General features: G+C 71.7%; 16 protein-coding genes. 11 read left to right on the forward strand and 5 right to left on the reverse strand.

The genetic code is table 11. The features are described 5' to 3' along the window. The first annotated feature begins 5 nt into the window (after positions 1-5). Positions 6-419: a nuclear transport factor 2 family protein gene (locus tag NIE79_RS07120; protein WP_274523729.1), complete on the forward strand. Its 414-nt coding sequence runs from the start codon at positions 6-8 to the stop codon at positions 417-419. A 31-nt stretch (positions 420-450) separates the two neighbouring features. Here the strand turns inward: NIE79_RS07120 and NIE79_RS07125 are convergent, their stop codons facing one another. Next, positions 451-663, reverse strand: coding sequence for a DUF1737 domain-containing protein (locus NIE79_RS07125; protein ID WP_238677790.1), 213 nt, complete (start codon positions 661-663; stop codon positions 451-453). 144 nt (positions 664-807) lie between these two features. On the opposite strand from NIE79_RS07125, the gene NIE79_RS07130 reads away from it, so the two are divergent. Then, entirely contained in the window at positions 808-1,275 is a 468-nt protein-coding gene (locus NIE79_RS07130) for a hypothetical protein (protein ID WP_238677791.1), read from the forward strand. 173 nt (positions 1,276-1,448) lie between these two features. On the opposite strand, the gene NIE79_RS07135 is transcribed toward NIE79_RS07130, so the two are convergent. Both NIE79_RS07135 and NIE79_RS07140 read right to left on the reverse strand, forming a co-directional pair. Then, a complete protein-coding gene (locus tag NIE79_RS07135; protein WP_238677792.1) occupies positions 1,449-2,369 on the reverse strand; it encodes an alpha/beta fold hydrolase in 921 nt (306 codons plus the stop codon). A gap of 126 nt (positions 2,370-2,495) precedes the next feature. Beyond that, positions 2,496-4,640, reverse strand: a complete 2,145-nt coding sequence (locus tag NIE79_RS07140) for a prolyl oligopeptidase family serine peptidase (RefSeq protein WP_238677793.1) — start codon at positions 4,638-4,640, stop codon at positions 2,496-2,498. An 87-nt stretch (positions 4,641-4,727) separates the two neighbouring features. On the opposite strand from NIE79_RS07140, the gene mshB reads away from it, so the two are divergent. The 3 genes from mshB to NIE79_RS07155 all read left to right on the forward strand — a co-directional run bounded on the left by mshB (position 4,728) and on the right by NIE79_RS07155 (position 6,690). Further along, positions 4,728-5,654 (forward strand): N-acetyl-1-D-myo-inositol-2-amino-2-deoxy-alpha-D-glucopyranoside deacetylase, encoded by a 927-nt coding sequence (gene mshB, locus NIE79_RS07145; RefSeq protein ID WP_238677794.1) that lies wholly within the window; start codon positions 4,728-4,730, stop codon positions 5,652-5,654. Positions 5,655-5,671: 17 nt separating this feature from the next. Next, positions 5,672-6,109, forward strand: coding sequence for a hypothetical protein (locus NIE79_RS07150; RefSeq protein ID WP_238677795.1), 438 nt, complete (start codon positions 5,672-5,674; stop codon positions 6,107-6,109). A gap of 116 nt (positions 6,110-6,225) precedes the next feature. Then, positions 6,226-6,690: a hypothetical protein gene (locus tag NIE79_RS07155; protein ID WP_238677796.1), complete on the forward strand. Its 465-nt coding sequence runs from the start codon at positions 6,226-6,228 to the stop codon at positions 6,688-6,690. A 132-nt stretch (positions 6,691-6,822) separates the two neighbouring features. On the opposite strand, the gene NIE79_RS07160 is transcribed toward NIE79_RS07155, so the two are convergent. After that, positions 6,823-7,794 carry a GNAT family N-acetyltransferase gene (locus NIE79_RS07160; protein WP_238677797.1) on the reverse strand — a complete coding sequence of 324 codons (972 nt, stop codon included), beginning with the start codon at positions 7,792-7,794 and terminating at the stop codon, positions 6,823-6,825. 79 nt (positions 7,795-7,873) lie between these two features. Between NIE79_RS07160 and fdxA the strand changes: the two genes are divergently transcribed. From fdxA to NIE79_RS07185, 5 genes are read left to right on the forward strand one after another with little or no spacing between them, the layout of a single operon-like run. Further along, positions 7,874-8,200 carry a ferredoxin gene (gene fdxA, locus NIE79_RS07165; RefSeq protein ID WP_030490464.1) on the forward strand — a complete coding sequence of 109 codons (327 nt, stop codon included), beginning with the start codon at positions 7,874-7,876 and terminating at the stop codon, positions 8,198-8,200. After that, positions 8,197-9,300: a succinyldiaminopimelate transaminase gene (dapC, locus tag NIE79_RS07170; RefSeq protein WP_274523745.1), complete on the forward strand. Its 1,104-nt coding sequence runs from the start codon at positions 8,197-8,199 to the stop codon at positions 9,298-9,300. Before fdxA ends, dapC begins: the two co-directional genes overlap by 4 nt. A 22-nt stretch (positions 9,301-9,322) precedes the next feature. Continuing rightward, positions 9,323-10,342, forward strand: coding sequence for a prephenate dehydrogenase (locus NIE79_RS07175; RefSeq protein WP_308193145.1), 1,020 nt, complete (start codon positions 9,323-9,325; stop codon positions 10,340-10,342). Positions 10,343-10,354: 12 nt separating this feature from the next. After that, positions 10,355-11,002: an SIMPL domain-containing protein gene (locus NIE79_RS07180; RefSeq protein WP_238677865.1), complete on the forward strand. Its 648-nt coding sequence runs from the start codon at positions 10,355-10,357 to the stop codon at positions 11,000-11,002. Further along, positions 11,002-11,649 carry a nucleoside/nucleotide kinase family protein gene (locus NIE79_RS07185; protein WP_238677798.1) on the forward strand — a complete coding sequence of 216 codons (648 nt, stop codon included), beginning with the start codon at positions 11,002-11,004 and terminating at the stop codon, positions 11,647-11,649. The genes NIE79_RS07180 and NIE79_RS07185 overlap by 1 nt, the downstream gene beginning before the upstream one ends. On the opposite strand, the gene NIE79_RS07190 is transcribed toward NIE79_RS07185, so the two are convergent. Next, positions 11,646-12,203, reverse strand: coding sequence for a sugar O-acetyltransferase (locus NIE79_RS07190; protein ID WP_238677799.1), 558 nt, complete (start codon positions 12,201-12,203; stop codon positions 11,646-11,648). The genes NIE79_RS07185 and NIE79_RS07190 overlap by 4 nt on opposite strands. A 76-nt stretch (positions 12,204-12,279) precedes the next feature. Here NIE79_RS07190 and NIE79_RS07195 point away from each other — a divergent pair, with 76 nt between their 5' ends. Beyond that, complete coding sequence (locus NIE79_RS07195; RefSeq protein WP_274523731.1) at positions 12,280-15,699, forward strand: S8 family serine peptidase; 3,420 nt, start codon at positions 12,280-12,282, stop codon at positions 15,697-15,699. Positions 15,700-15,709: the final 10 nt, after the last annotated feature.

The following is a 15,709-nucleotide window of genomic DNA, read 5'->3' on the forward strand; positions in this document are numbered from 1 at the left end:
CCAGATTGTCGCTGGCAGCGGCTAGGGTCCGCGCCGTGGATGACACCTCGACGGCCCGGCAGGCCGCCCACGCCTACGTTGATCTTCTGGAGCGCCGCGACTGGTCCGGGTTGGCCGCCCTGCTCACCGATGATGTGGTCTACGAGATGCCGCAGACTCGGGAGCGCCTTCGCGGCAAGGACGCGTTCCTGCGGTTCAACACCGAGTATCCGGGCGACTGGCACCTGTGGCCGCGACGGGTGATCGCCGATGGGCGTCTTGCTGCCCTGGTGCTCGACGTTCGCGTCGGCGACGGGCACCAGGACGCGTGCGTCTGGCTGGAGATGTCCGAGCAGGGGCTGATCAGCAAGATCATCGACTACTGGCCCGAACCGTACGATCCGCCGCAGGGCCGGGAACACCTCATGGAGCGTTGGTGATCGTCAGGATGGCCGCCATGAGCTTGCGCCTCTACCTGGGGCTTCCCTCGGTCGTCTCGGAGCCGGCAGCGTGCGACAGCACCAACGCTTGAGCGGCGATGACGCGGTCGCCGTCGAAGGTCAGCGCCGGCGACCCGTGCAGCCGATAGCCCTGATCGAGCAGCGCGCTGACGCGGGCGCAGAATTCGGCATCGTCGGGCCCGGTGATGAGGCGGTAGCCGAGCGGCTTCGTGAAATCCGACACCGCCGCATTGTCCCTGCTCGATTGTCAGAACGCCGCCCCGGCCGCAACCCGTCTTTCCTGGCACGCGATCATCGACAGAGACGTGCGCCTCGACCAGCAAAAGACGGGGCGTAGTCGAGGCTGCCCGGTCGATACGATGCGGTGGTGGACATCGACGCGCTTCGCCGCCGGCCACTGGACCGTCTCGCCGAACTACCGTGGGCCCCTTGGTTTGGCCTCCACGTGCTGCTCTATCTCGGTGTGTGGTCGGCAGGCCATCTCGTCTATGCGTTGATGGATTCGCCCCCGGGGACAACACTCGCCGAAGACCTGCTGCTGACAGCTCTCGGGATCATGCTTCTCGCCCCGCTGTGGGCGCTCCTGAGCGTCGCGGCCACCTTCTGCCTGGGAGTGCTGCGTCTGTTGTCCGACGTCCGCTGGTACTGGTTCAGGTTGGCCGCGATCCTGCTCTTCGCCGCGCCGTTCCCGCTGTTCGTGTTCAGCGCCTACGGTCTTCAGAAGGCTCTGCCCGTGGCAGGTGCCCAGGTGCTGACGGCACTGCTCATCGTGCAGCCCCGGAAGAATCCAGGCGGGTGGGCGAACCGGAATCCCGCGATGGAGGACCATCGTTGACAGCGGAACGGGCCGGCGTAGGGCGCCGAGCCGTTCCGGTCGAAGCTGAACTTGCCCCGCCACGTTCAAGATCGCGCCCGATCCTGGATCTAGTGGCCATTTGACACCGGAATGCCACTAGATCCTGGATCCAGTGCGATCTTGGGCGGTGGATGGGCCGATCCGCCCTTCGTTCAGGAACGGCCGATGGAGCGGTCCAGGAAATCGTGGATCATCGGCGCAGCGACGTCGAGCTGGTCTTCCAGCAGGAAGTGGCCGGTGTCGAGCAGATGAAACTCGGCCGACGGCAGGTCCTTGCGGTAGGGGTGCGCGCCAGCGGCCGGGAAGACCGGGTCGTTCTGGCCCCAGACGATCAACGTCGGTGGCTGGTGGTCGCGGAAGAATGCATGGAATTCCGGATACAACGTGACGTTGCTGCCGTAGTCGTGGAACAGATCCAGCTGGATGTCCGCGTTGCCGGGGCGAGCGAGCTGCGTGTCGTCGTGCAGCCACATGTCGGGGTCGAGCCGGCTGAGGTCCTTCACCCCTGCCGTGTACTGCTGCTTCACCGTGTCCGAGTTGAGGATGAACGCGATGGCCTGGCGGTGCTCGTCGGTGTTCTCCGCCCAGTACGCCTTGATCGGATCCCAGAATGGGCTCAGGCCCTCTTCGTACGCGTTGCCGTTCTGCACGATGAGCGCGCTGACTCGCTCGGGTCGCTTGAGAGCCAGCCGGTATGCGGTCGGCGCTCCGTAGTCGAAGCAGTAGAGCGCGTAGCGATCCACGCCGAGCTGACCGATCAGGCCGTCCATCAGGTCGGCGAAGTTGGCGAATGTGTAGTCGAACGTCGACCGGTCCGGGCTGGCGCTGTGGCCGAAACCCGGGAAGTCCGGCGCGATCACCCGGTAGCGGTCCGCGAGCAGGGGGATCAGGTGGCGGAACTGCGCGGAGGACGTGGGGAATCCGTGCAGCAGCAGGACTGCGGGCCCGTCGGCCGGTCCGGCTTCACGGTAGAAGATCTCGATCCCGTTCACTGTCGCCGTGCGAAAGTGCGTGACCGGAAGTTCGCCTTCCTGAACGGCGGCGACCGAGGGTTTCTGCGCAATGCCAACCATGCTGGAGTCCTTTCGGCACAAGGGAAAGCGGTGCCACCCTGGGAATCGTGCTTGCTGGGTCCCGCTTCGGTCAGCATGGCATTCGGCCGGGGCTCGGCGTGCCGAACTCGATTTATCGAACGCCGCTCACAGCAGGTGGGTGCGGAGGAAGTCGAGTTCCAGGGGGAGTAGCCGCTCCGCGGTCCCGTTCGCGGCCAGGTGGGTGGCCCCGGTCAGCGGCAGCACGGCGTGCGGCCGGCCGGTGCTCAGCAGGGCGGCGGAGAGCCGGAGCGTGTGTGCGGCCACCACGTTGTCGTCGGCCATCCCGTGCACCAGCAGCAACGGGCGGGCCTGGTCCGGGCTGGTGACCGGCTCGGCGGCCAACTCGACGAGCGAGTGGTGCGCGTAGATGTCCTGGCCGTCTTCCGGCAACCCCAGATAACGCTCGGTGTACGCGGTGTCGTACAGCGCCCAGTCGGTCACCGGGGCACCCGCGATCCCGCAGCGGAACAACTCCGGGTGACGCAGCACCGCAAGCCCGGCCAGCCACCCGCCGAACGACCAACCGCGCACCCCGACCCGCCCCAGGTCCAGGTCCGGGTGCTTGCCGGCGAGTGCGGTGAGCGCGTCGATCTGGTCGGTCAGGATCACGTCGGCGAGCCGCCGGTGGATCGCCTTCTCGAACGATGGCGCCACGCCCGGCGTACCCCGGTTGTCGATGGTGACCACGGCGAAGCCGGCGTCGGCCCACCACTGCCGTTCCAACCACGCGGCCCGCGCCGCCACGACCTCCTGGTGCCCCGGGCCGCCGTAGATGTCCAGCAGCACCGGCAGCCGCCGGCCCGTCACGTGGTTGTCCGGGTAGAGCACCGCCGCCGGCAGCCGCCGGTCGGTCACCCGTTCCAGCAGCGGCAACGGCGAGTACGGCGGGGTGGCGGCGAACGAGCGCAGCTCGGCGATCTCCTGATCACCGCGGCGGACCGTCCAGCGCACCCCGGCGTGATCCAGCGACGCGACGCCGACGGCCAGCACGTCCCCGCCCACCGCGGCGGTGTACCAGCCGGAGTCGGTGGTGAGCCGGCGCGCGTCCACCCCACCGCCGATGGTGGTGCGGACCCGGAACAGGTGCCGCTCGCTCGGCTCGCCGTCGCTCGCCTCCACCAGCAGGTCGGCCGGGCCGGCGGCGGCCGGCAGCCGACCCACCACCCGTCGTACGTACAGCGACGGCGGGGTGAGCAGGGTGCCGTCCGCGAACAGGCACCGGGCGTCGTACCCGTCGTGGGCCAGCTCCCCACCGACCAGCACCCGCCCGTCCGGCAGGTGCGCGGGGGTGCCGGCGATCGGCTCGACCCAGCGCGGATCGGCCAGCTCGGCGTGCACCTGCGTCTCACCGGTGCGCGGGTCCACCGCCAGCACCAGCCCGTGCTGCTGTGAGCGGCGCAGCACGGTGATCAACGGGCTGCCCTCACCCCAGCTCACCCCGGTCAGGTACGGGTAGGTCTCCCGGTCCCAGTGCACGTCGACCCAGCCGTCGTCCAGGTCCAGCAGGTGCAGGCTGACCTCCGCGTTCGGGCCACCAGCCCGGGGGTACGCGACGGCGGTCGGCGGGCTCGCCGGCTCCGCCGGGTCGTGCAGGTGCCACCGCTCCAGGCGGGACTCGTCGACCCGGGCGGCCAGCACCGAGCGGCTGTCCGGCGCCCACCAGTACCCCCGGAACCGGCCGAACTCCTCCGCCGCGATGTGCTCGGCCAACCCCCAGCTCACCCCGGCGTCCTCGCCGGCCAGCAGGGTGTCGGTGCCGTCGGGGTCGATCACTCGCAGTTCACCGCGGCGCACACCCTCGGCCGCGTCGGTCACGTACGCCAGTCGTTGCCCGCTCGGGTCCGGGCGTGGGTCCAGCACCGGGCCGACGGCCGCCACCTCCACCACGTCGCCGTGCACCAGATCGGCCCGGAACAACCGCCCGGCCAGCGCGAACACCGCAACCCGACCGGCCGCGTCCAACGCGTACGAGCCGATGCCGGCGGCGCTGAGCCGCAGCCGCTCGCGCAGCGCGCGTTCGCCGGGGGAGAGGGAGCGGACGTCCCCGCTCTCGCCCAGCAGGGTCGCCGGATCGGCGACCAGCCGTTCCTCGCCGGTGCCAACGTCGAGCAACCAGAGCGCGTCCGCCGGATCCTCGGGGCCGGCGGAGCGCAGGAAGATCACCCGGGAGCCGTCCTCAGCCACCGCTACAGCGCGTGGCGCGCCGTGGCTGAACCGGCGGGTGCGGGCGGCCAGCTCCGGAAAGTCCACAGCCCAAATCGTAGAGCGGGAGCGGGGGTGATGTGGGCGACCTGGGCGGACGCGTCAGCGTCGGCCGGGGGAGAACCGCCGGTTAGAGTGACCGTCGTGACGATGCTGCCCGACCGCCGCCTGCTGCTGGTCCACGCGCACCCCGACGACGAGTCGATCGGCACCGGCTCGACGATGGCCCACTACGCCGCCGACGGCGCGCACGTCACGCTGGTGACCTGCACGCTCGGCGAGGAGGGCGAGATCCACGTGCCCGCGCTCGCGCAGCTCGCGGCCGCCGAGGCCGACCAGCTCGGCGGGTACCGGGTGGCCGAGTTGGCCGCCGCGTGCGCCGCGCTCGGCGTCAGCGACCACCGCTTCCTCGGCGGCGCCGGCCGCTACCGCGACTCCGGGATGATGGGGCTCGCGACCAACGAGCACCCCCGGGCCTTCTGGCAGGCCGACCTCGACGAGGCCGCCGGGCACCTCGTGGAGATCATGCGAGAGGTACGCCCGCAGGTGCTCGTCACGTACGACCCGAACGGCTTCTACGGCCACCCCGACCACATCCAGGCGCACCGGGTGGCAATGCGCGCCGTCGAGCTGGCCACCGCCGAGGGCTGCGCCCCGCTCAAGGTCTACTGGACGGCCATGCCGCTCAGCGTCCTGGAGGCCGGCATGGCGCATTTCGCCGAGTCGTCCGACAACCCGTTCGGCGGCATCGAGGACATCGCCGACCTGCCCTTCGGCACCCCGGACGCCCAGATCGCCGCCCGGATCGACGGCACCGACCAGCACACGGCCAAGGAGGCCGCGATGCGGGCGCACGCCACCCAGATCCCGGCCAGCTCCTGGCTCTACTCGATCGCCGGCAACTTCGGTGGCGAGTTCATGGGGGTGGAGTTCTTCACCCTCGCGGTCGGTGAGAAGGGCCCGGGCACCGGGCCGTACGGCTGGGAGGACGACCTCTTCGCCGGCCTGCCCGCGGAGACCGCCCCGGACCGGTCCCCGGTCGCGGCGGCGGGTCTTCGGTGACAGTGCCGGCCGCGCCGATGACGGTCGTTGAGGACCAGGAAGCCCCGCCTCCGGCGGGGCCGCCGCCGCGCCTGCTGGACCTGGGCGTTCGGCTGTTCGGTGCGATAGTGGTGGTCCTCGCCGGTGTGCTGACCGGCGTGTTGGAGCTGCTGCTCGCCACTGTCCGCGTCGGCGGGCAACTGGTCGGCGTGTCGGTACTTCTCGCCATCGGCGCCAACATCGTGCTGAGCTGGTTCGCGTACGAGGCGGTCGGCCGTCGCTGGGCGGTGGCGCTGCCGGCGGTGCCGTGGTTCGCGCTGATGGCTGTCGCCGCCATCCGGACCAACGAGGGCGACCTGTTGCTGGCCGGGGACAACTGGGTCGGGCTGGCCATGATCGTGGCCGGCGCGATGACCTTCGCGGTGATGGGCTTCCGGCAGATCCTTGCCCCGCAGCCGCCCATGCTCGGCAGTTGACGCCGGGCTGGTTCCGGGTTGCCGCCGGGTGGTGACGTCTCCCAGGTAAGGGTGGTAGATATTCCTGCCAGGGATGCGAACCCCGCGACGGGGGCGTACGGCAGGAGGGTCCGGCGATGGACAAGCGGTGGCGTGACCTCGGGGTGCTCGTAGCAGGGCTGTTCGCGGTCAACGTGGTCGCCCGACTGATCACCCGGTTCGGCTTCGACGGTGACGACACCGCCGCCGACCGGGTGTCGCTGGCGATGTTCACGGTGATCGGCCTGATCCTCGCCGTGGTCGCCTTCCGCTGGGGTCGTCGCCGGCCGCTGGCGGGCTGGGCCGCCGACATGGCCCTCGTGGTGCCGGTGGCGATGCTGCTGACCGTGCTGGTCGGGCCCCTGCTGGTCGGTCACAACCCGTTCGCCGGCGGCGCGGCGACGTTCTTCGCCCAGATCTGGCTGTACCTGCTCGCCACCGGCGCCGGCTTGCTGATCGGCTACCTGGTGCTCACCGCGCTCGGCCGTGACTACCGCTCTCAGCAGCTCAAGCGGTACGCCGAGGTCAAGGCCGCGAAGCCCCGCCGAGTCGTCCGCCGCTGACCACCGCCCATCCCGGCCCTCCCGACGTCTTGATCCACTCGGCTTCCTAGAAGTCGGGGAGTCCCGGGCGTCCGGATGCCGCGACTTCCCGAAAGCCGAGTGGATCGAGCGGTGTCGGGCCGCCTCGGCGGGTCAGTTCGGGGCGACCCGGGTCAGGTAGGTGTGGTGGGTGACGAGGCCGAGCCGCTGGTAGAGCGCGACCGCCGCCGCGTTGCGCTGCTCGACCTGGAGGAACGCGTGTGTCGCGCCGCCCGACACGCCCCAGCTGGCCAGTTCGTGGATCACGCGGCGGGCCAACCCCTGGCGGCGGACCGCCGGCACCACCTCGATCAGGCTGAGCCCCAGCCAGCGCCCCTGGCCGGTCACCGTGCCGCGGCCGACGGCCACCAGAGCGCCGTCGGCGTACACGTGGGCGAAGCGGACCTGGTCCACAGCGGTGAGCACGTGCCGGGCGGCGTCCGGCAGGCCGCCCTTGCGACCGGCGGCGATGGCCAGCCACTCGTCGCTGGGCGCGGCGGCCAGTTCGACGACCGCAGCGCCCCACAGGTCGGCCTGCCCGCCGGCGGGCGTCGACGCTGGCAGGGGCAGCGGCGCGGTCTGGACCAGCGTCGGAGGGCGGGTGCCCCAGCCGCGGGCGTCCAGCTCGGCGCCGACCGGGGCGGCGAGGGGCAGCGGTGTGTTGATCAACGCGGGTTGGCCCCGCTCGGCGTACCAACGTTCCACAGCGTCGACCGCTGCGGCCAGTGGTCGGTCCGGGTCGCCGATCGGCAGCGCCGAGTTGGCGCGCCCGGTCCAGCCCTCGGCCGACCGGAGCAGCCAGTCACCGAGCCGGCCCCGGGTCGGTGCCGGCCAGGCCTCGTCGGCGGCCCGCTCCAGCGCCACGACCGCGGCGGCGGTCGGCCGACGGGTCGGCGGTACGCGCTTGGCGCGGTGGACCTGCGCCACCGGGACCCGTAGCTGCCCCTGCGCGGTGGCCAGCGTGAGATGAGTCTCGCTCAGCTCGACCAGCTCGCCGAGGGCATCGGAAAATTGTGGGCGGCCTTCGCGAATCCCCACAATCCGGCGGACCACGATTCGGTGTCCCACATCCTGCTGTCGGAGCACGATCGACCCCCTCCCCGGCGAGATACTAGGCTCTTACCGTCGCGGGAGATCGCGGCGAGTCTTGCGGAGGAGAAGACCGGTGACCTACATCATCGCCGAGCCGTGCGTAGATGTGCTCGACAAGGCATGCATCGAGGAGTGCCCGGTCGACTGCATTTACGAGGGCAATCGGATGCTCTACATCCACCCCGACGAGTGCGTCGACTGTGGTGCCTGTGAGCCCGTCTGCCCCGTGGAGGCGATCTTCTACGAGGACGACGTCCCGGAGCAGTGGAAGGACTACACCGGCGCGAACTACGAGTTCTTCGAGGACCTGGGCTCGCCCGGTGGCGCCTCGAAGGTCGGCAAGGTGGAGAAGGACGCCACCTTCGTCGCCGCGCAGCCGCCGCGCGGCGAGGGCCACTGAACCGGCCCGCGCCGGTCTCGTCGCGGCTGCCCGAGTTCACCTGGGACACCCTGGACGCCGCGGCCACGCTGGCCGCGGCGCATCCGGAGGGCCTGATCAACCTCTCCATGGGTACGCCGGTCGACCCGGTGCCCGAGGTGATCCGGCGGGCGTTGGCTGACGCGTCCGATGCTCCCGGCTACCCGCTGACCGCCGGCACCCCGGCGTTGCGGGCCGCGATCGCGGCGTGGGTGTCCCGAGCCTGTGGCGCCGGCGTCGACGGTCTCGGTGTGCTGCCGACCATCGGCTCGAAGGAGATGGTGGCCTGGCTGCCCACGCTGCTCGGCATCGGCCCGGGTGACGTGGTGGTGGTGCCGTCGATCGCGTACCCCACCTACGAGGACGGTGCCCGGCTGGCCGGTGCCACAGTCGTCCGTACCGACTCGCTCACGTCGGTCGGGCCGACCTCGCGGGTCCGGCTGGTCTGGGTCAACTCGCCCGGCAATCCGACCGGCCGGGTGCTGCCCGCAGCGCACCTGCGCAAGGTGGTCGACTGGGCCCGCGAACGTGGCGCGGTGGTCGCGAGTGACGAGTGCTACCTGCCCCTGGGCTGGTCGGCCGAGCCGGTCTCGGTGCTGTCTCCGCAGGTCAGCGGTGGCAGCTACGCCGGGGTGCTGGCCGTGCACTCGCTCTCCAAGCGGTCCAACCTCGCCGGCTACCGGGCCGGCTTCGTCGCCGGCGACCCCGCGCTCGTCGCCGAGCTGCTCAAGGTCCGCAAGCACGCGGGCATGATCGTGCCCGCGCCGGTGCAGGCGGCCATGGTGGCCGCGCTCGACGACGAGCGACACGCCGAGGAGCAGCGGGAGCGTTACCGCGCCCGGCGGGAGGTGCTCGCCGAGGCGTTCACCGGTGCCGGGTTCACCGTCGAGCACTCCGAGGCGGGCCTGTACCTCTGGTTGACCAGGGGCGAGGACTGCTGGCAGACGGTCGACTGGCTGGCCCGACGCGGCATCCTGGTCGCCGCCGGCGTCTTCTACGGCCCCACGGCCGGGCAGCACGTCCGGGTCGCCCTGACCGAGTCCGACGAGCACATCGCCGCCGTCGCGGCACGTCTCGCCTGATCGCGGGTCCGGGCGGCCGAGGGTGGTGGACGGGCCAGGCACACGGATACGGGCGGCGGTGGTCGGCACCGGCCTGATCGGTGGTTCGGTGCTGCTCCGGATGTACGCCGCCGGCATCGACGTGGTCGGGTGGGACCCGGACGAGGCCACCCGGCGGGAGATGCGCCGGGTGGGCGTACCCGCGCCGGACCGGCTGGTCGAGGCGGTGGCCGACCGGGACGTGGTCTTCCTGTGCGGGCCGTTGCCCACCCTGCCGGCGACGCTGGTCGAGGTGGCGGCGATGACCGGTGAGCGGTGCGTGCTGACCGACGTCGGTAGCACCAAGGAGCAGGTGGCGGCGTTCGCCGCCGCGCAGGGGCTGACGCACCGGTTCGTGCCGGGTCACCCGATGGCGGGCACCGACCGGGCGGGCCTGACGGCCGCGCGAGCGGACCTGCTCACCGGCGCGGCCTGGGTGCTCTGTCCAGCGTCCGGGCCGGCCACTACCGCGTTCCGTTGGCTGGCCGAGCTGCTGGTGGAGATCTTCGAGGCCCGGGTGGTGCCGATGTCCGCCCCGGAGCACGACTCGGTTGCCGCCCTCGCCTCACATGTGCCGCACCTGCTCGCCGGCGCGCTGGCCGGCGCCGTGCAGCGCGCACCGCTGCGCGACGCGATCCTCGCGCTCGCCGCCGGCAGCTTCTCCGACGGCACCCGGGTCGCCGGAACCCCGGCCGACCGGACCGCCAACATGCTTCTCGGCAATCGGGTCCGGGTGCTGCGTGAGCTGGCCGAGGTCACCGCGTTCCTGGACGACCTGACCGCCGCGCTGCGCGCTGACGACGCCCCGGCGCTCGCCGCCCGCTACGACGAAGCGCGAGCCTCCCGCGCGGCACTGCGCGACCGGCGGTTCGACGCGGACGACCGGCAGTTCCCGGCCGGTGGTGACCACGCCGCAGAGGTGTCCTGGCTGCGCGAGCTGGGGGTGGCCGGCGGCCACCTGAGGGGTCTGCGCGTCGACGCGGACACCGTCTCCTACGCGGCGCGGCGCCCTGTCGCTGACTAGGCTGAGAGCATGGTGGTGGACGGTCCTGTGGTGCAGGTGCGCGGCGAGGCGTACCGGGAGGTGCCGCCCGAGCTGGCCCGTTTCGCGGTCACCGCGACGGCCCGCGACCGGGACCGGGAGGCGACGCTGACCCGGTTGGCCGAGCGGGCCGCGGCGGTCCGGGTGCTGCTGGACGGCTCCGGGCCGGCGGTGGCGCGGCGGGAGACCGGCGACCTGCGGGTGCGTCCGGAGACCCGGCGCTCGGGTGAGCGGGTGGTCGCCTGGCACGGCAGCGTCACCACCACCGTCACTGTCACCGACTTCACCGCGCTGGGTGAGCTGATGCTCCGGCTCGCCGACCAGGACCAGGTCGAGGTGGCCGGCCCGTGGTGGGAGCTTCGTCCGGACAGCCCCGCCCATCGTGCGGCCCGGCACGACGCGATCAGTGACGCGCTGCTGCGGGCCCGGGAGTACGCGGAGGCGCTGGGCGCCCGGGTCACCTCGTTGATCGAGCTGGCCGATGCGGGCCCTGCCGACCGGCCGATGTTCGCCCGTGCGGCCTTCGGCGGTGGCGGTGGCGCGGCCGGTGGTCCGCCGGAGCTCGAGCTGGACCCGCAGCCGCAGACTGTGCAGGCGGCGGTGCAGGCGCGGTTCACCATCAGCGACCCGGTTCTGGGCTGATGCCGCCGGCCAGGGTGCTGTCCGCCGACGAGTTGGTGGCGAGGGCGTTGGTGCTCGCCGAGGCCGGCCCGCGACAACTGCTCGGCATCGCCGGCGCGCCGGGCGCCGGGAAGTCCACTCTGGCGGAGCGGATCGTCGCCGAGGTCGGGTCGGCCGCCCGCCTGGTGCCGATGGACGGCTTCCACCTGGCGCAGTCGCAACTGGTTCGCCTGGGGCGCGCCGACCGCAAGGGTGCTGTGGACACCTTCGACGCCAATGGGTACGTCTCGCTGCTGCGCCGGTTGCGCCGGTTGGAGCCGACGTCGGTCTACGCGCCGGAGTTCCGCCGGGAGTTGGAGGAGCCGGTGGCCGGGGCCATCGAGGTGCCGCCGTCGGTCCGGCTGGTGGTGACCGAGGGCAACTACCTGCTGCTGCCGGACTTCCCCTGGCAGGAGATCCGACCGCTGCTGCACGAGGCGTGGTTTCTCGACCTGGACGCCGAGGTGCGGCACCGCCGGCTGACCGCCCGGCACGAGGCGTTCGGTAGGTCTCCGGAGCAGGCGCGGGCGTGGGCGCTGGGCAGCGACGAGTCGAACGCGGCCCTGATCACCCCCACCGCCGACCGGGCCGACCTGGTGGTCCGCCTGTCGGATCCGCCGACGGTCTAGCCGAGTTCGCGGACCGGCCGGGCCGGGTTGCCGACGGCCACCACGTTGGCGGGCAGGTCCCGGGTGACCACGGCGCCTGCGCCGACGACGGTGTCCGCGCCGATCGTCACGCCGGCCAGCACGATCGCGCCACCGCCGAGCCACACGTTGTCGCCAATAGTGATCGGCTTGGCCGCCTCCCACTTGTCCCGCCGCGGGCCGGGCTCGACCGGATGCGTCGGGGTGAGTAGCTGCACGTTCGGGCCGACCTGGACGTCCGCGCCGAGGGTGATCCGAGCGACGTCGAGGAAGACAGCGTTGTAGTTGACGAAGCTGCGCGGGCCGATCCGGATCTGCCAGCCGTAGTCGCAGTAGAACGGTGGGCGGATCCAGGTCTCCTCGCCCAGTTCGCCGAGGAGATCACGCAGGGCCGCGATCCGGGCCTGCGGATCGGCCGCAGGACTGGTGTTGAAGCGCTCCATCAGCCGGGCGGCCCGGTCCAGATCGGAGATGATCTCGGGATCGTCGGCGATGTATGGCTCACCGGCGAGCATCTTGTCCTTCATGGAGGTCACCGCCCGATCATGCCGGCCCGGTTCGCCGGCTCGTGGCGGGTCCGTCATTTTTTGGCCTTCATTTTACATACCCAGTATGCAATTCTGGGTTGTCAATGTGACTCCATCCATCAAGACGCTTGACGAGGAGGATCCGTTGCACCAGGGAAGAAGATTGGCCGCTCTCGGCCTCGTGTTCGCGCTGGCGCTCTCCGCGCCGGCTCCCGCCTCAGCCACGGCCGCCGTGCCCGCCCCACCCGGCGGCACCGGCCAACAGTCCACTCCGGGTGGACCCACCGCCAACCGCTCGACCACCGTCACGCTGATCACCGGTGACCGGGTCACCGTCACCGGGTCCGGCGCCTCGGTCCGGCCCGGCGCCGGCCGCGAGGACGTGCAGTTCCTGGTCCAGCGCGAGCGCGGCCGCCTCACTGTGACGCCGACGGACGCGCTGCCGTTGCTGCGCTCGGGCCGGGTGGACCGGCGGCTCTTCGACGTCACCGGGCTGATCGAGGCCGGTTACGACGACGTCCACCGCAAGACCCTGCCGCTGCTGGCGTCCTACGGCTCGACGGGTACCGCCAAGCGCGCCTCGACCGCTCTGCCCGGCACGCGGCTGACCCGCGACCTGCCGGTGATTCGCGGTGCCGCCCTGAGCAGCGACAAGTCCTCCCTCGGAGCGGTCTGGGAGAAGGTGACCACCGGTGCCGCTGGGGCCCGGCTCGACGCGGCGGGGGGCGTCGAGCGGATCTGGCTGGACGGCCATCGACGGGTGACCCTCGACCACAGCGTGCCGCAGATCGGCGCGCCGACCGCCTGGGCGGCCGGCTTCACCGGTACGGGTGTGTCCGTCGCGGTGCTGGACACCGGCGTCGACGCCACCCACCCGGATCTGGCCGGCAAGGTGGCCGAGGCGCGCAACTTCACCGAGGTCGCCGACGCTCGGGACACTGTCGGCCACGGCACCCACGTGGCCTCGACCATCGCGGGCAGCGGCGCCGCCTCCGGTGGCAAGTACCGGGGTGTGGCGCCGGACGCGACGCTGCTGGACGGCAAGGTCTGTGAGGACCAGGGCTGCACCGACTCGGCGATCCTCGCCGGCATGCAGTGGGCCGCCGTGGAGAAGAAGGCCGCAGTGGTCAACCTGAGCCTCGGCGGCTGGGACACCCCGGAGGTCGACCCGGTCGAGGAGGCCGTGCAGACCCTCACCGCCCAGACCGGCACCCTGTTCGTCATCGCCGCCGGCAACGACGGCTCGGACGGTTCGGTCGGCTCCCCGGCCTCCGCTGACGCCGCGCTCGCCGTGGGCGCTGTGGACCGCGACGACGAGCTGGCCGAATTCTCCAGCCGGGGACCGCGAGTCGGCGACGACGCGCTGAAGCCGGACATCACCGCGCCCGGCGTCGACATCGTCGCCGCGCGGTCCGCCACCGGCGTCATCGGCGATCCGGTGGGGGACCGCTACGTCACGCTCTCCGGCACCTCGATGGCGACCCCGCACGTGGCCGGTTCGGCCGCGCTGCTGGCCCAGCAGCACCCGGGATGGCGGGCCGACCGGCTCAAGGCCACCCTGATGGCCGCCGCCAAGCCGCACCCGGACCAGACCGCCTACCAGCAGGGTGCCGGGCGGGTCGACGTCGCACACGCGATCACCCAGCAGATCACCACCGACCCGGTGAGCGTCTCGTTCGGTCGTACCATCTGGCCGCACACTGACGACGCCCCGATCACCCGTACGGTGACCTGGCGCAACGACGGCCCGGCCCCGGTCACGGTGGACCTGAGCATCGAGGGTGCCGGCCCCGGCGGCCGGGCGCTACCGGCCGGCCTGTTCGTTCTGGGCGCCAGCCAACTCACAGTGCCGGCGGGCGGCACGGCCGCCACTACCGTCACCACTGACACCCGGCTCGGCGACGCCGACGGTTACTGGACCGGGCGGATCGTGGCCCGTTCCGGTGCGGCGGTCGCTGTCACTCCGCTGGCAGTGAACCGCGAGGTGGAGAGCTACACGCTGACAGTGGAGCACCTGAACCGCGCCGGCGCGCGCACCGCGGACCACTGGACCAGCCTGGTCGGGCTGGACACCTTTGGCTTCTGGGACGTCGTCAGCTCCGACGGGGTGGCCACAGTGCGGGTGCCCAAGGGCCACTACGGCCTGACCGGCCTCGTCTTCGAGCCCGGGCCGGAGGATGAGCAGCGCGGGATGTCCCTGTTGGCGCAGCCCGCACTGACAGTCGATCGGGACACCCGGATCGTCGTGGACGCTCGCCGGGCCAAGCCGGTACGGACGACAGTTCCGGACCGGACCGCCGTCCCGCAACTGATCGACCTCAGCGCCAACTTCACCGCCGACGACGGCAGCGGGTACGGCGTCGGGCTCTGGGCGGAGACGTTCACCGGCCTGACCAGTGGTCAGCTCGGCAAGCCGGTCTCCGCCGACAAGTTCGTCGCCACGGTCAGCAGCAACTGGACCACGCCGGACTCGGCCAACAGCCCGTACCTGTACGCGCTGGCCGAAGCGATCCCGGGCCGAATGCCCACCGGGTTCGTCCGCGACTACGCCCGACGGGACCTGGCCACCGTCGTGCACCAGTTCCGCGGTGGCTACCCGGGCATGGAAGCCGAGCGGATCGTGCTCCCCGAGTTGGAGTACAACGTCGGCTACTCGGCCGTGATCCTGCCCACCGTCGTGCCCGGTCAGCGGGTCGAGTACTACAACACCAAGGGCGTGAAGTGGGAATCCGAGGTCCTCTTCGGAACTGTGGACGAGGAAGGGTGGTTGATCCCGCACGCGGCGCTCTTCTCCGTCCCCACCGCGTACCGGGCCGGGCGGACGGTCCAGGAGATCTGGAACCAGGCTCCGTACGCACCGTCCTTCCCGAACCCGCGCTGGCCGCAGCAGAGCGTCTCCCGGGTCGGCGACACCATCCTGGTCGACGTGCCGATGTTCAGCGACGCGGCCGGGCACCCGGGAGCCTCGCTGAGCGACAGTGAGCACACCAAGCTCTGGCGCAACGGCAAGCTGGTCGGCGAGAGCGAGTACGCCGGCTACGGGGAGTTCGCAGTGCCACCGGGTGCGGCGGACTACCGGCTCGTCGCGTCTTCGAAGCGCAGCTTCACCGACCTGAGCACCGAGGTGGAGTCCAGCTGGACCTTCCGATCGAGGCACGTCGCCGGTGAGACGCCGGCCCGACTGCCGCTCTCGGCGGTGCGCTTCGCGCCGCCGCTACGGGTCGACAACAGCGCTCCGGCCGGTCAGGGCTTCGTCGTACCGGTGCAGGTGCAGCGGCAGCCCGGCTCTCCGGCCACCCGGGTGGAGAAGCTCACCGTCGACGTCTCGTACGACGGCGGGAAGACCTGGGGCAAGGCGAAGCTGGTCCGCACCTCGGCCGACGGTTGGTCGGCAGTGTTGCGGCATCCGGCCGGTGCCGGCCACGTGTCGCTGCGGGCCACCGCCCGGGACACTGCCGGCAACACGGTGACCCAACGGATCATCCAGGCGTACCGGTTGCGCTGAGGCGTACCCC

This window comes from Micromonospora trifolii (genome assembly GCF_022229005.1).
GTDB lineage: Bacteria > Actinomycetota > Actinomycetes > Mycobacteriales > Micromonosporaceae > Micromonospora > Micromonospora trifolii.